Origin of the sequence: Streptomyces sp. MK7 (assembly GCF_032658145.1) — a bacterium.
GTDB lineage: Bacteria > Actinomycetota > Actinomycetes > Streptomycetales > Streptomycetaceae > Streptomyces > Streptomyces spiralis.
Genome location: NZ_JAVACL010000012.1, coordinates 39,131 through 53,029, shown reverse-complemented (window position 1 = coordinate 53,029; position 13,899 = coordinate 39,131). Strand labels below are relative to the sequence as shown.

The following is a 13,899-nucleotide window of genomic DNA, read 5'->3' as shown; positions in this document are numbered from 1 at the left end:
GGCACCGAGCCCGTCGCGAGGGAGGACCCGTGAGCAGCGATCCGATGGCCGACGACGCCTACCAGCCCACCGGGAGCAACGAGGAGCAGGAGGACGCCGCGCCGCTGGACATGCAGGACGCGGTGGACGAGCGGACCTACGACGACACCCTGGACGAGGGGTACTCCCCGCCCGAGCGGCCGCTCGGCGTCGACAAGCACGGCACGACGGCCGCCGAACAGCACGACGGCGAGAGCCTGGACCAGCGGCTGGCCCAGGAGCGGCCCGACGTGGCGGAGCAGGAGGGCGACGGCGTTGGGGACCTGCCCGGCGGCGAGGGTGAGCCGGTCGACCGGGAGGCGGGCACGGACCGTGCCGGCCGCCTGGTGGCCCCGGACGAGGGCGCGCACACCGATACCACCAAGGAGGAGATCGCCGCCGACAAGGGCGTCGACGCGGGAGCCGCCGGAGCCGAGGAGGCCGCCGTCCACATCGTCGACGACGACCGCACCCTCCCCGACGACACCGGGCGCTGAGCCGCCACCGTCCGGCTCAGTCCCCGAGCCGGTCGATCTGCCGCAGCTTGTTCGTCGCGTCCAGGGCGGCCACCTTGTACGACTCCGCGAGCGTCGGGTAGTTGAACACCGCGTCGACGAGGTAGTCCACCGTGCCGCCGCAGCCGATGACCGTCTGCCCGATGTGGATGAGCTCCGTGGCCCCGGTGCCGAAGCAGTGCACCCCGAGCAGCGTGCGGTCCCCGGGTGAGACCAGCAGCTTCAGCATGCCGTGCGAGTCGCCCATGATCTGCCCGCGGGCCAGCTCCCGGTAGCGGGACACGCCCACCTCGAACGGCACCCGGTCCTCGGTGAGCTGGTCCTCGGTCCGCCCGACGAAGCTGATCTCCGGGATCGTGTAGATCCCGATGGGCTGCAGACCGTGCATGCGGCCGACGGGTTCCCCGCAGGCGTGGTACGCCGCCGCCCGGCCCTGCTCCATGGAGGTCGCCGCGAGCGCGGGGAAGCCGATCACGTCGCCGACCGCGTAGATGTGCGGCACCTGCGTGCGGTAGTGCTCGTCCACCGCGATCCGGCCGCGCGCGTCGGCGGTCAGCCCGGCCTTGTGCAGGTCCAGCCCGTCGGTGAGCCCCTGCCGGCCCGCCGAGTACATCACCGCGTCCGCCGGTATCTTCTTGCCGCTCTCCAGAACGGTCAGCGTGCCGTTCTGATGCCGCTCGACGGCGGCCACCGTCTCCCCGAACCGGAAGGTGACGGCGAGGTCCCGCAGGTGGTAGCGGAGCGACTCGACGATCTCGACGTCGCACATGTCGAGCATCCCCGCCCGCCTCTCGACCACGGTGACCTTGCTGCCGAGCGCGGCGAACATGGAGGCGTACTCCATGCCGATCACCCCGGCGCCGACGATGACCATGGACCGGGGCACCCGCTCCAGCGCGAGCACGTTGTCGGAGTCCATGATGGTGCGCCCGTCGAACTCGACGCTGTCGGGGCGGGCCGGGCGCGTACCGGTGGCGATGACGATGCGGTCGGCGGTCAGCAGCCGTTCGTCGCCGGTCACTTCGCGCAGGGCGACGGTGTGGTCGTCGACGAAGCGGGCGGTCGCGGCGAACAGGGAGACGTGGTTGCGGGAGAGCTGGCTGCGGATGACGTCCACCTCGCGGCCCACCACGTGCCGGGTGCGCGCGGTCAGGTCGGCGACGGTGATGTCCTCCTTCAGCCGGTAGCTCTGCCCGTACAGATCGCGCTGGGTGAGTCCGGTGAGGTACAGCACCGCCTCGCGCAGGGTCTTGGAGGGGATGGTGCCGGTGTGGATGGAGACCCCGCCGACCATGTCGGGGCTGTCGACGACGGCGACCCGGCGGCCCAGCTTGGCCGCGGCGATGGCGGCCTTCTGGCCACCCGGTCCGGATCCGATCACGAGCATGTCGAAGTCGGGCACGCACCGGAGTCTGACAGCACAACACCCCCCGCGGAAAGAGCCCGGAGGAACCGGGGCGGCATCCCGGTCCCTCGGTCCCTCCCGGCTCCCTCCCGACGGCCGGCGGACCCGCACGGTCCGCCGGCCGGCAGGGCCTCCCGTTCGGATCACTCCGGGCTCGCCCCGGCCTGATCCGAACGGGAGACCCTAGGGCAGCAGCTTGTCCAGGGCGGCCGGGCCCTCCGTTTCGATCTTGCGCTTGGCCCACTCCAGGTTCCGCGGGGTGATGTCCCGGCCCGCGGCCAGCACGATGTCCTCGGGCGAGACGTCGGTGCCGGTACGGGCGTGGAGCACGTTGTCCGGGGTGCGGCCCCCGGCCCAACGGGATGCATCGGGTTGTGACGTCGACATGTGTCCTCCTCGGCTCCGGCCGGGTCCCCGCCCGGGTCCGGACTGCGCCGCCCGTGCTGCGGGACCGGGACCTTCTCCCACCATTGCCCGGCGCGCCGCACCCTGCATCCGGAAGGGCGCGCCGTACCGCCCGGGACGACCCCGGCCGGTTGGGGGGCATCTGCCCGCCGTGTCCGAAACCATCCCTCCCGGCCGTCCGCTCCTAAGCTGGAAGGGCCCGAGAAGGCCGGACAGCGACTCGCTCCAGAACGGACAGCGACTCGCTCCAGAACGGGAAGCTGTCCGCGTGCCCAGACAGGGAGGCCGCCGCGATGGCCGACACCCCGAGCCCGCACCCCGCGCCCGGCACGCCGCTCCGGCCCGGCGCGTCCGGCTGTGTGCCGATCGCCGAGCACGGGCTGATCGGTGATCTGCGCACCGTCGCCCTCGTCGGCAGCGACGGCACGCTCGACTGGTACTGCTGCCCCGCCTTCGACGCCCCCAGTGTCTTCGCCGCGGTGCTGGACGCCGAGCGAGGCGGCTGCTTCGAGCTGGCCGCGGTCGAGGCGGCACGCACCAAGCAGTTCTACTTCCCCGACACCAACGTGCTGATCACCCGGTTCTTCACCGAGGACGGCGTCGGCGAGGTGCAGGACTTCATGCCGGTGACCGGGGCCGCGGGCGGCGGGGAGGCCGAGAGGCACCGGCTCATCCGGCGGGTGCTGTGCGTGCGCGGCACCCTCCCGTTCCGTGCGCGAGTCGCTCCACGCTTCAACTACGGTGCCGACCCGCACACGCTCCAGGCCCAGGGCTGCATGGTCCTGTTCGAGTCGGCGACCCTGTCCCTCGCCCTGACGGCCACCGTGCCCCTGGAGATCGACGGCCCGGACGTACGGGCGGACTTCAAGCTCACCGAGGGCGAGTCGGCGGTCTTCGCCCTCGACCAGGTGGGCGGCGAGGTGGCGCCGCGCCGGTGCGCGCACCTGGAGGCCGAGGAGCAGTTCTCGGCCACCGTGGCGTACTGGCGGCGCTGGCTGGCGCAGTCCCGCTACCGCGGCCGCTGGCGGGAGCGGGTGCACCGCTCCGCGCTCACCCTGAAGCTGCTCACCTACGCCCCGACCGGCGCCATCATCGCCGCGCCCACCACGAGCCTGCCCGAACGGATCGGCGGCGAGCGCAACTGGGACTACCGCTACGTCTGGGTCCGCGACGCCGCGTTCGCCGTCTACGCGCTGCTACGCCTGGGCTTCACCGGCGAGGCCGAGGCCTTCATGCGGTTCCTGACCCAGCACATCAGCCCGGGGGACGGCAAGGCCAACGGTCCGCTGCAGATCATGTACGGCATCGACGGCCGCAGCGACCTGCCCGAGCGCGAACTCGGCCACCTCCGGGGGCACCAGGGCTCGGCCCCGGTCCGGGTCGGCAATGCAGCCGCCGACCAGCTCCAGCTCGACATCTACGGCGCCCTGATCGACTCGATCTACCTCTACGACAAGTGGGCCCAGCCGATCTCCAGCTCCCAGTGGGACGACGTGTGCGCCCTGGTGGACTGGGTGTGCGACAACTGGGACCAGCCCGACGAAGGCGTCTGGGAGACCCGCGGCGGCCGGAAGAACTTCCTCTACTCGCGCCTGATGTGCTGGGTGGCCATCGAACGGGCCATCCGGCTGGCCAACCGCCGCGGGCTGCCCGCCGACCTGCCCCGCTGGCGGCAGACCCGGGACACGATCTACCGCCGCATCATGGACCGCGGCTGGTCGACCGGGCGACAGGCCTTCGTCCAGTGCGAGGACGGCGACGTGCTGGACGCCGCCGTGCTGATGATGCCGCTGGCGAAGTTCATCGCGCCGACCGACCCCAAGTGGCTGTCCACCCTGGACGCGCTGACGGAGGACCTGGTCTCCGACTCCCTCGTCTACCGCTACGACCCGCGCTCCAGCCCCGACGGGCTGCGCGGCGACGAGGGCACGTTCTCCATCTGCTCGTTCTGGTACGTGGAGGCCCTCACCCGGGCCGGCCGGCTCGACGAGGCACGGCTCGCCTTCGAGAAGATGCTCACCTACGCCAACCACCTCGGCCTGTACGCCGAGGAGATCGGCCGCACCGGCGAACAGCAGGGCAACTTCCCGCAGGCGTTCACCCACCTGTCCCTGATCAGCGCCGCCTACAACCTCGACCGCGCCCTCGGCTGACGCCGTGCGCGCCCGCCCGCGCGCGGGCCCACGGTCGTACGGCAGCGTCAGCCGATGCGGCGCTTCAGCCGACGTGGCGTGTCAGCCGATGTGGTACGGGTCCCCGTACACCTTCCAGTCCAGCGGAGGGTTCAGGTCGAGGTTCCGCCGGCGCAGGAACACCCGCTGCTCGGTGTCGACCCTGCTGGTGTCGCTGTGCGCCTCCTCCTGCTTCATGGCCCACACCCGCGCGTCCAGGAACGCGTCGAGGTACGTCACCTCGTCGCCGCCCTGCGCCGGCGGCTTCGCGGCGCGCAGCGCCCGCTTGCGTATGTTGCGGAAGCTGGTCGGGTCGTCGCCGTCGCCGTGCATCACGATCGCGTCGTAGTAGGCGAACTGGCCGAGCGCGCGCAGCCCGTCCGCCTTGCCCTGCCGGACGGCCGGGTCGAAGTAGACGCGGTCCCGCTCGTCGTTCTGCGCCTGCTGGAACGTCGTGTCCCGGGCCGCCCTGCGCCAGTCCCCGGGGAAGTCCGGGTCGAGTCCGTCGTGCGAGTCGGTGCCGTTCACCCGGCGCAGCGCCGGGAGGTACTTGGCCAGGACGTTGCCCGGCTTGCGGTCGGTGTAGAGCTGGACCAGGTCGAGCATGTCGCCGGTGCCGGAGCAGAAGCCGATGATGCCGGCTGTGTAGCCGCGGCCGTCGCCGATGTCCTCGATGTACTGGTACTGCGCCTTCCAGTCCAGCGAGGAGTTCTCCGCGCTCGACACCAACTGCATGGCGATCTCCTTCTTGGCCGGGTCGTCCAGGCCCGGTGCCGCCGCCGGTGCCGCCGCCACGCGGGCGGCATCGAGCAGGGGAACGGCGGCCAGGGACACGCCCACGAGGGCGAGGACGGTACGGCGGGAGACGGTGGCCGGCACGGCCGTGCCGGGATTCGGATGCGCCACGGGGGCTCCAAGGGTGAGTGGGGGGTGGAGAGTTGGCGTCAGCCCGCCAACTAACAGGAAAGTTTACTATCAGAGTCTCGAAAATATGGTCACCCATCGAGCGTGAATTCGTAGAAATGAACGAGAGCAAGGCGCCGGGCCGTCAGGGCAGCGGCTGCTCCGCCCAGATGACCTTGCCCGTCGGCGTGTACCGGGTGCCCCAGCGTTCGGCCAGTTGCGCCACCAGGAACAGTCCGCGGCCGCCCTCGTCCGTCGTGGTGGCGTAGCGCAGATGCGGCGAGGTGCTGCTGCTGTCGAAGACCTCGCAGATCAGGGCGCGTTCACGCAGCACCCGCACCTGGATCGGCGTGCTGCCGTAGCGGATCGCGTTGGTGACCAGCTCGCTCAGGATCAGCTCCGTGGTGAACGTCAGCTCCTCGAGCCTCCACTCCGCCAGCCGCCGGCCCACCGCCGCCCGCACGTCCGCGACGGCCGCCGGGTCCGCGGGCACGTCCCACTCGGCGACCCGGTCCCCGCCGAGGGCCCGGGTGCGCGCGACGAGCAGCGCGATGTCGTCGCCCGGCCGGAACGGCTGCCGGGTGTCGAGCACCGCCTGGCACGTCTCCTCGGGCGACTCGCCGGCCGTGGCGAGCGCGTCGCGCAGCTCCTCCAGACCGGTCTCGATGTCCCGCTCCCGGTCCTCCACCAGCCCGTCCGTGTACAGGACCAGCCGGCTGCCCTCCGCGATCTCGAGTTCGACCGTCTCGAACGGCAGCCCGCCCAGTCCCAGCGGGGGACCGGCGGGCACGTCGGCGAACACCACCTCGCCCCCCGGCCGGATCACGGCGGGCGGCGGATGGCCCGCGCGAGCCATGGCACAGCGCCGGGAGACCGGGTCGTAGATCGCGTACAGGCAGGTCGCGCCGATGACGGGGGCGCCGGAGCCGTCATCCGTCTCGTCCTGGTCGATGCGGCCGACCAGCTCGTCCAGCAGTCCGAGCAGTTCGTCCGGCGGCAGGTCCAGCGCGGAGAAGTTGTGCACCGCGGTCCGCAGCCGGCCCATGGTGGCCGCGGCGTGCAGCCCGTGCCCCACCACGTCCCCGACCACGAGGGCGACCCGCGCCCCGGACAACGGCAGGACGTCGAACCAGTCACCGCCCACGCCGGCCTGCGCCGGCAGATAGCGGTAGGCGATGTCCAGGGCGCTCTGCTCGGGCAGGCTGCGCGGCAGCAGACTGCGCTGCAAGGTGACCGCCATGCCGTGCTCGCGCGTGTAGCGGCGGGCGTTGTCGATCGAGACCGCGGCCCGTGCCACCAGTTCCTCGGCCAGGGCCAGCTCCTCGGCGTCGAAGGGCTCCGCCTTCTCGGACCGCCAGAAGTTGACCAGGCCCAGCACCACGGACCCGGCCCGCACCGGAACCGTGATCAGCGAGTGGATGCCGTACTGCACCACCTGCCCGGTGCGCTCCGGGTCCTGCGCCAGCCACCCCGGGGCCGCCTCCAGCCGCGGCTCCAGGACCGGCCGCCGGGTGCGCAGGCTGTCCGCCTGCGGAGAGGAGGCGACGAAACGAATCTGCCGCCCCAACGGGTACAGCGGGGCGTCGTCGCGGATCCCGCCGTACGCGGTACGTCGCAGAGCGTCCCCCGGATGAGGATCCTCGCCGCGCAGCACGGCGTCGTACAGGTCCACGGTGACGAAGTCCGCGAACCGTGGCACCGCCACCTGGGCCAGTTCCTCGGCGGTCCGGGTCACGTCCAGGGTGGTCCCGACGCCCATGCCGGCGTCGTAGAGCAGGCTCAGGCGCTCACGGGCCACCTCGGCGCGGCCGGAGAGCGCGCGCAGCTCGGTGGAGTCGCGCAGGGTGGCCACGCTGCCCGACGGGCCGCCCTCCAGATCGGTGGGCCGCTGGTTGATCGCCAGCAGCCGGTCGCCGACCAGGTGCACCTCGTCGGTGGCGACCCGCCCGGACGCCAGCAGGTCGGCGATGTCGGGGGCGAGACCGAGATCGGGCACGCGCCGCTTCTCCGCGTCCGGCGGCAGGTCGAGCAGGCGGTGCGCCTCGTCGTTGGCGAGCAGCAGTTCGCCGTCGTCACCGACGATGATCACACCCTCGCGCACCGAGTGCAGCACCGCGTCGTGGTGCTCGTACATCCGGGTCATCTCACCCGGCCCCAGCCCATGGGTCTGACGCCGCAACCGCCGGCTGACCAGCGCCGTACCCGCCGTGGCCAGGGCGAGACCCGCCGCCGCGGCGCCCAGCACCACGGGCAGCTGCCGCTCCGCGAGGCCGCCGACGCTCTGGGTGGTGATGCCGGCCGACACCAGGCCCACCACCGTGCCGTCCGGCGCCTTGACCGGCACCACGGCCTGCACCAGCTCCCCGATGGTCCCGTGGATCTCCTCGACGACGGTGCCACCGCGCACCGCGGGCTCGATGGTGCCCACGAACTTCTTGCCGATGCGGTTCGGTATGGGGTGGGTGTAGCGGATCCCGTCGGTGTTCATGACGACGATGAAGTCGACATGCGCCGCCATGCGGGCGGCCTCGGCCCGCGGCTGAAGGACCGCCGTCGGGTCGGGGGCGGCCAGCGCCGCGCGGGTCCCCGGCGCGTTGGCGAAGGTCTCGGCCACGGCGAGCGACCGGTTGCGGGCCTCCTCGGTGCTGTCGTGTTGCACCTGCAGCACCAGCGCCCCCACCGCCGCCAGGACCAGCAGCAGCACGATGACGACCTGAAGGGCGAACACCTGTCCGGCGACAGTGCGCCCGCGCAGCGCCGCCCGCACACCCGTGGACCGACCGTCCGCAGCCCGGCTCCGCTCGGCGCGCTCACGGGCTCGCCGAGCGGGGCCAGGCGTCTGCTCGAGGCGCTGACCGCGGGGACGGCTGGTCGACCGGGTGCCGGTTCGACCCGGGAGTCGGACCATGAGCCATGTCTACACTGCCGGGCCCCGTGAGGCGAGGCCCGTCACACCCGCCGCGGAGGGCGACGGCCGGGGGCCCGCGCAGCGAAGGGGGGAGCCCCGCGCACCCGCCGGAGCGCGTGGCCGCTTCGGGGGCGACCCCGCCGGTCATGTCCCGGACGCTGGTACGTCCGGGTGAGGCGCACGGGCCCGGCGGCGGCCGGCCGGGCCGGCGGCGCGTACGAATGCCCGGACCGTGCCACGGGGTTGGGCGGCCGAGGGCCTGCTGTCTCGACCGGTCGTGGATGTTCCGGCCGACGTCGCGAAGTTGGAGGTGGTGGTGCGGGGAGACGCGGCGCGGCACCGCCAAGGCGTCGTCCTCGCCGAGCCCGTGGCGCTCGTCCTGGAGGCCCATGGCGCCGCCGATGGCGTGCCGGGTCTCCAGGGTGTGTTCGAGCCGGTCGCCGGTCCGGGCGCAGGTCACCGCGACGGCGGCGTGCGAGGCGTGCGGCCGGCCGGCCGTCTCGCTCCGAGGGGTGACGGCGGCCGGAGTGACGGTCCAGTGCCCCGAAGTCCTGGTTGTCGGCGTGGAGCAGGAACCCCGTCATGCTGCCGGTGGCCGGCTCGCGGGCGTCAGGCGCGTACCGCGTCGAGGTGATCGCGACGCACCTGCGTGTCGCCAGTGCCGCCGCGGCACACCGGTGCCCCGGCCGAAGGGGCCGGGGCAGCGGAGGCGGGACGATCCAGGCGCGCGGGGGCGTCAGCGGGAGCCCCACGTGCCCTGGTTGACCGCGCAGTTCCAGCCGGAGCCGTGCAGCGTGAGCTTCAGCTTGTAGCTGCGGGTGTTCAGCAGGTGGGTGCGGACCTTGAAGCCGAGGCCGGCCCTGCCCTTGAAGGTCGAGGTGTAGACCGACACGGTCTGCGACGTCTTGTGGCTGATCCTGCCGCCCTTGGCCGTCGCCGAGCCGAAGCGCAGGTTCTTGACGTTGGTGACCGTGAAGGTGACCTTCTTGAAGCTCTTGCCGGTCTTGCTCTTGATGCCGAAGTACAGGCCCCCGTTGGTCACCCAGCCGTTGTGGTCGACGTAGAACCGGGTCGGGTAGACGATGTTGATCGGGCAGCTCGCGCTCGTCGTGGTGACGGTGGGCGCCGCGGAGGCGGCACCGGCCAGGCCCAGCTGGGCCGCGGTGACCACCCCGGCTGCGGCCAGGACTGCGGCTGTCGTGCGAGTGCGGTGCATGTGATGGTCCTTTCCCCCTGCGGCCACGACGGGCCGCGACGGCATGACCCGCGGCGCACCCCCGTGGTACGCCCGCATGCCTGTGACGCCGTATTTCTTAGCACGGGCCGTTCCCGGACGGGCAACGGAAGGGACATGGGGGCAACTCGGTGACGAAATCGGGACATGGACGGCTCAACCCCGCGCGAACAAGGAATTGCCGACGACACGTCACATGACAGTCTCCGTCCGGGACGTGCGGTGGGCGCAGTACGGTACCGCTGTGTACACCACGACGGTCTCCCGGCATGTGAAGGCACCGCCCGCAGCCGTGTACCGGGCGCTCGTCGACCCGGACGCGGTGGCGGCCTGGCGGGTCCCGGAGGGCATGACCAGCCACGTCCACGAGTTCGATCCCCGCGAGGGCGGCAGGTTCCGCGTCTCCCTCGTCTACGACGACCCCGGCGCCGAGGGGAAGTCGGGCGCCCGCACGGACACCTACCGGGGCCACTTCGCACGGCTGGTGCCGGGCGAACTGGTGGTCGAGGTCCTCGAGTTCGAGGCGGACGACGACGCGCTGCGCGGCGCGATCACGATGACCACGTCTCTCACCGAGGTGGGGGGCGGCACGGAGGTCGTCGTCCGGCACGAGGGAATGCCGGACGCCGTCCCGCGCCAGGACAACGAGCTGGGCACCCGGATGGCTCTGGACAACCTCGCCCGGCTGGTGGAGGGTGCGCGGGGGTGAGTGCTCAGCGGCCGGCGCCGCGGGCCGCCTCGACGGCCTGGTGGGCGTATCCGCGGCCGAACAGCACCGTGTGCACCAGCAGCGGGAAGAGCTGGTGCAGCCCGATGCGGTCGGCCCAGCCGGCGGCGAGCGGCGCCACCTCCTGGTAGCCCTCCAGCACCCGGTCCAGATGCGGGCAGCCGAACAGGTGCAGCATCGCCAGGTCCGTCTCGCGGTGCCCGCCGTGCGCCGCCGGGTCGATCAGCCAGGCCTGCCCGTCCGCGCCCCACAGCACATTGCCGTTCCACAGGTCGCCGTGCAGTCGCGCGGGCGGTTCGGCGGGGCCGGCGAACTCCGTCAGCCGTTCCAGGACACCTTCGATCACGGCCGCCTCGGCGGGGCGGAGCGTGCCGTCGTCGACCGCGCGCCGCAGATAGGGAAGCACCCGGTGCTCGGCATACCAGTGCGGCCAGTCGTCGCCGGGGGCGTTGCGCAGGGGCGCGAGTCCGATGTACGCCCGCTCGGGTCCGCCCGGGGGAGGGGCCCCGAACGCGGGTGCTCCGGCGGCGTGCAGGGCCGCGAGGTCACGGCCGAGGCGGACCGCCGCCCGTACACTCGGCCGGCCCTGAGCGACCCGGTCCGTCACGAGCCAGCGCCCGTCGTGACCGTGCACGGCGGGGATCGCGACGGCGCCCGCGGCGGCCAGCCAGCGAAGCCCCGCTGCCTCGGCGCGCACCGCGCGCGGCTCGTCACCGCGCTTGACCATCACCACCCGCCCGCCGTCGAGCGTCACTTCGGCCAGAGTCGAGGACAGCGGGCGCAGGTCCGTCACCCGGCGACCCGTCAGCCGGGCCGCCGCGGCCCCCGGGTTGTCCGGGCCGGCACCCGCGTGGTCCGGGCCGGCGGCAGGGGCGTCCGCGGCGTCCGGGCCGTCGGTACCGGAGGTCACGACGGCAGGCGCCCGCGCACCCAGGCCAGCAGCCCGGGCACCGCGGCCTCGATCATGGCCAGCACCTCCTCGAACCCCTCCGGACCGCCGTAGTAGGGGTCGGGGACATCGAGGTCGCCGGTGGCGTCCGGGTCGAAGGAGCGCAGCATCCGCACCCGGGACGGGTCGTCGACGAGGCGGCGCAGGGCCTTCTCATGGCCGCGGTCCATGGCCAGGAACAGGTCGGCGTCCAGGTGCTCGGCGCCGACCTGTGCGGCGACGTGCTCGACCGGGTAGCCGTGCCGGGCCAGTACCTCGCCGGACCGCTCGTCGATGGGCTCCCCGGCGTGCCACGGCCCGATGCCGGCGCTGGTGACCCGCACCGCCCCGTCCAGGCCCGCCCGGCGCAGATGCTCGGCGAACACCAGGGCCGCGGACGGAGACCGGCAGATGTTCCCGCTGCAGACAAAACAGATGTGCACGGCCCCAGGGTACGAGGCGGTCTCCCGGCGCCGACCGCGGGTCCGTCGCCAGGACCCCACCCCTGGGCGGAGAGACCCGGCGGGAGAAATCCCGCCGCCTGCACCCGGGTGCCGGGCCCGGTGCGTCGCGGGCACGGGGCACCCTGCGCTTCGAGACCGCCGTCTGGGGTGTCGCTCCGACCGTGGAGGCGGCGGCCGGGTTCGTGCTCCTCTTCACCCTTCCGGTGGAGGCGGTCCCGGGAGTGTCGACGACCGTCGAACTCGGCGTCATAGCCATGCTGTTGTCCTGGACGATCCGGCGGCGCCGCCGCGCGGCGGCCGTGGTGTGACTACGCCGGCGCACCGGCGACGCCGGCTCCCACCGGTTGCCGCGCGTGCAGGTGGTACACGTGGAAGGCCCGTCCGATCACCGGCTGGGCGACATTGCGCACCCGGACTCCGCCGTTGGTCATGCCGTTCTCCGTGCCGAGGTGGGCATGACCGTGCACGGCGAGGTCGGCCCCGGCCGTGTCGATGGCCTCGGCCAGCAGATAGCTGCCGAGGAAGGGATAGATCTCCAGCGGCTCCCCGGCGAGGGTGTCGGGCACGGGGGAGTAGTGGGTCAGGGCGATCCGAAGGTCGCAGCCCTGCCCGGCCAGCCGCTCCAGGGAAGTGCGCAGGCCGTCGGCGCAGCGGCGGGAGTACCGGACGAACTGCTTCATCAGCGGCTCCCCGAACTCGCCCGCGCTGCGACCGACGAAACCGCCGCCGAACCCGGTGGTGCCGGCCACCCCCACGCGTTCCCCGCCGCAGTCGACGACGACCGACCGACCTTCCAGGACCTGCGCGCCGGCGTCCTCCAGGATGGCGGTGACCTCCTCCGGCCGGTCGTCGTGCTGGTCGTGGTTGCCGAGGACCGCCACCACCGGCACCCCCAGGTCCTGGATCTCCCGTGCCACCACCCGTGCCTCCTCCGGCGTGCCGTGCCGGGTGAGGTCACCGGCCAGCAGGAGCAGGTCGGCGCAGTCGGGCAGTGTCTCGAAGGCCGGCCGCAGGGTGCCCTGGGTCTCGGGCGCCATGTGGATGTCTCCGACGGCTGCTGCGCGGATCATGCGAGGTCCTCCGCGTGGTCGGGGGAGGAGGAGTCGGCGACGGTGATGTCGCAGTGGACCTGGTGTCCGGCAAGTTCCGCCGCGACGAGGTCGCAGACCTCGTCGCGGGTGTGCGCCGAGGGGACCGTACCGGTCAGCAGCACCGTCTCGCCGCGCACCTCCAGCCGTACCCCGAGCTCGCCCGGCGGCCCGCCCGCGATCCGGTCCCTCAGATGGGCGACCCGGTACTCCAGGTTCTCCCCGGCGGCCGGGGCACCGGGTGCGGGCTCTTGGCCGTGGTGGTTCATGACTGCTCCTCCCGAGGCTCGTTCCGCTCCTGACGCGCGTCCTGCCGCTGGTTCTGCCGTGTGTCCTGCTGCGGGGCGATGACGTTCAGGCGTTCGAGAAGGAAGAAGAAGGCGGCGGGCATGGGCTCGTCCCCGCAGACGCGCCGGACGTGCTCCCAGTCGACCTTCTCGCGCAGGGCGCGGGCGATGGGCAGGACCGCGCCGAAGTCGCAGTGATGCTCGGAGAAGGCGGCGATCAGACCGCACAGCAGATCGTCAGGGGCCAGCACGGGCATCCGCACCGAGTCCACCGGCAGTTCCTCGGCCCGGGCGAGCATCTCCAGGGACACGGGCTCGTGGGCCAGCTCGAAGATGATGTCGATGTCCTGGTCGAAGCACTTGGACTTGATCAGCCAGTCCTCGGGCGGCGTGTAGACCGGCAGGCCGCCCTCGCGCAGGGTGTCCGCGACGGCCTCGGCGTCCTCGCGCCGTACGCAGAAGTCGGCGTCGTGCCGCAGGCTGGCGCTGCCGCCGTGCGCGTAGGCGGCCACGCTGCCCGCCAGCGCGAACGGGTGCCCCTTGCGCTTCAGGAGCGCGCCGACCTGTTTGGCCGCCTCCAGGATCGCCTGCCCCTGGTCGGAAGGCGGATGCTGTTCCTTCGGCCGCGCTCCGTGGGGGGCGGGCGGCTCGGCCCCGCCTGCCGCAAGACGAAGGCCGGGGGGTCCTGCCCTCCGGGCGGAAGCCGCGTCGCCTCCGTTCCGCGTCATGCCCCACTCCATTCACCGGACCGCACACCGGGCGGCCCACCGGGCTCGGCACCCAGGGGCCGGCCGTCTCGCCCGGTCCCGGACGCCCTCTCGTGCCGGGTCGGGTACCCGGCGTTCC

General features: G+C 72.9%; 15 protein-coding genes. 4 read left to right on the top strand and 11 right to left on the bottom strand.

From position 1 onward, the window contains the following. Positions 1-29 precede the first annotated feature (29 nt). On the top strand, positions 30-515 hold the full coding sequence (locus R2S09_RS16085) for a DUF5709 domain-containing protein (RefSeq protein WP_306191195.1): 486 nt from the start codon (positions 30-32) through the stop codon (positions 513-515). A 16-nt stretch (positions 516-531) separates the two neighbouring features. On the opposite strand, the gene sthA is transcribed toward R2S09_RS16085, so the two are convergent. Both sthA and R2S09_RS16075 read right to left on the bottom strand, forming a co-directional pair. Further along, positions 532-1,935, bottom strand: coding sequence for a Si-specific NAD(P)(+) transhydrogenase (gene sthA / locus R2S09_RS16080; protein ID WP_306191194.1), 1,404 nt, complete (start codon positions 1,933-1,935; stop codon positions 532-534). A gap of 186 nt (positions 1,936-2,121) precedes the next feature. Further along, positions 2,122-2,325, bottom strand: a complete 204-nt coding sequence (locus tag R2S09_RS16075; RefSeq protein WP_030172676.1) for a hypothetical protein — start codon at positions 2,323-2,325, stop codon at positions 2,122-2,124. 311 nt (positions 2,326-2,636) lie between these two features. On the opposite strand from R2S09_RS16075, the gene R2S09_RS16070 reads away from it, so the two are divergent. Continuing rightward, positions 2,637-4,496 (top strand): glycoside hydrolase family 15 protein, encoded by a 1,860-nt coding sequence (locus R2S09_RS16070; RefSeq protein ID WP_316741667.1) that lies wholly within the window; start codon positions 2,637-2,639, stop codon positions 4,494-4,496. Positions 4,497-4,577: 81 nt separating this feature from the next. Here the strand turns inward: R2S09_RS16070 and R2S09_RS16065 are convergent, their stop codons facing one another. From R2S09_RS16065 to R2S09_RS16050, 4 genes are all read right to left on the bottom strand, one after another. Continuing rightward, positions 4,578-5,420 carry a chitosanase gene (locus tag R2S09_RS16065; protein WP_306191191.1) on the bottom strand — a complete coding sequence of 281 codons (843 nt, stop codon included), beginning with the start codon at positions 5,418-5,420 and terminating at the stop codon, positions 4,578-4,580. 142 nt (positions 5,421-5,562) lie between these two features. After that, positions 5,563-8,325 carry a SpoIIE family protein phosphatase gene (locus R2S09_RS16060; protein WP_316741666.1) on the bottom strand — a complete coding sequence of 921 codons (2,763 nt, stop codon included), beginning with the start codon at positions 8,323-8,325 and terminating at the stop codon, positions 5,563-5,565. Continuing rightward, a complete protein-coding gene (locus tag R2S09_RS16055; protein WP_399143955.1) occupies positions 8,228-8,785 on the bottom strand; it encodes an ANTAR domain-containing protein in 558 nt (185 codons plus the stop codon). The genes R2S09_RS16060 and R2S09_RS16055 overlap by 98 nt, the downstream gene beginning before the upstream one ends. A gap of 276 nt (positions 8,786-9,061) precedes the next feature. Next, entirely contained in the window at positions 9,062-9,541 is a 480-nt protein-coding gene (locus R2S09_RS16050) for a hypothetical protein (protein WP_316741665.1), read from the bottom strand. A gap of 262 nt (positions 9,542-9,803) precedes the next feature. Between R2S09_RS16050 and R2S09_RS16045 the strand changes: the two genes are divergently transcribed. Beyond that, positions 9,804-10,268, top strand: coding sequence for an SRPBCC family protein (locus R2S09_RS16045; protein WP_316741664.1), 465 nt, complete (start codon positions 9,804-9,806; stop codon positions 10,266-10,268). A gap of 4 nt (positions 10,269-10,272) precedes the next feature. Here R2S09_RS16045 and R2S09_RS16040 read toward each other — a convergent pair whose 3' ends face one another. Further along, a complete protein-coding gene (locus R2S09_RS16040; RefSeq protein WP_316741773.1) occupies positions 10,273-11,094 on the bottom strand; it encodes a fructosamine kinase family protein in 822 nt (273 codons plus the stop codon). Positions 11,095-11,192: 98 nt separating this feature from the next. Next, positions 11,193-11,657 (bottom strand): low molecular weight protein-tyrosine-phosphatase, encoded by a 465-nt coding sequence (locus R2S09_RS16035; RefSeq protein ID WP_316741662.1) that lies wholly within the window; start codon positions 11,655-11,657, stop codon positions 11,193-11,195. 182 nt (positions 11,658-11,839) lie between these two features. On the opposite strand from R2S09_RS16035, the gene R2S09_RS16030 reads away from it, so the two are divergent. Continuing rightward, the gene (locus R2S09_RS16030; protein ID WP_316741660.1) at positions 11,840-11,986 is read left to right on the top strand and encodes a hypothetical protein; all 147 of its coding nucleotides are present in this window, start codon (positions 11,840-11,842) and stop codon (positions 11,984-11,986) included. Here R2S09_RS16030 and R2S09_RS16025 read toward each other — a convergent pair whose 3' ends face one another. From R2S09_RS16025 to R2S09_RS16015, 3 genes are read right to left on the bottom strand one after another with little or no spacing between them, the layout of a single operon-like run. Beyond that, positions 11,987-12,748, bottom strand: a complete 762-nt coding sequence (locus R2S09_RS16025) for a metallophosphoesterase (RefSeq protein WP_306191185.1) — start codon at positions 12,746-12,748, stop codon at positions 11,987-11,989. It abuts the gene before it with no gap. Next, the gene (locus R2S09_RS16020) at positions 12,745-13,035 is read right to left on the bottom strand and encodes a hypothetical protein (protein WP_316741658.1); all 291 of its coding nucleotides are present in this window, start codon (positions 13,033-13,035) and stop codon (positions 12,745-12,747) included. The genes R2S09_RS16025 and R2S09_RS16020 overlap by 4 nt, the downstream gene beginning before the upstream one ends. Continuing rightward, positions 13,032-13,781, bottom strand: a complete 750-nt coding sequence (locus R2S09_RS16015; RefSeq protein WP_316741657.1) for a nucleotidyltransferase family protein — start codon at positions 13,779-13,781, stop codon at positions 13,032-13,034. Before R2S09_RS16015 ends, R2S09_RS16020 begins: the two co-directional genes overlap by 4 nt. Positions 13,782-13,899: the final 118 nt, after the last annotated feature.

Excerpts from the sequence above, each read along its gene's own strand:
- R2S09_RS16015 (WP_316741657.1), bottom strand. The coding sequence starts at position 13,781 with ATGACGCGGAACGGAGGCGACGCGGCTTCCGCCCGGAGGGCAGGACCC.
- R2S09_RS16070 (WP_316741667.1), top strand. The coding sequence starts at position 2,637 with ATGGCCGACACCCCGAGCCCGCACCCCGCGCCCGGCACGCCGCTCCGG.
- R2S09_RS16060 (WP_316741666.1), bottom strand. The coding sequence starts at position 8,325 with ATGGTCCGACTCCCGGGTCGAACCGGCACCCGGTCGACCAGCCGTCCC.
- R2S09_RS16020 (WP_316741658.1), bottom strand. The coding sequence starts at position 13,035 with ATGAACCACCACGGCCAAGAGCCCGCACCCGGTGCCCCGGCCGCCGGG.
- R2S09_RS16050 (WP_316741665.1), bottom strand. The coding sequence starts at position 9,541 with ATGCACCGCACTCGCACGACAGCCGCAGTCCTGGCCGCAGCCGGGGTG.
- R2S09_RS16075 (WP_030172676.1), bottom strand. The coding sequence starts at position 2,325 with ATGTCGACGTCACAACCCGATGCATCCCGTTGGGCCGGGGGCCGCACC.
- R2S09_RS16025 (WP_306191185.1), bottom strand. The coding sequence starts at position 12,748 with ATGATCCGCGCAGCAGCCGTCGGAGACATCCACATGGCGCCCGAGACC.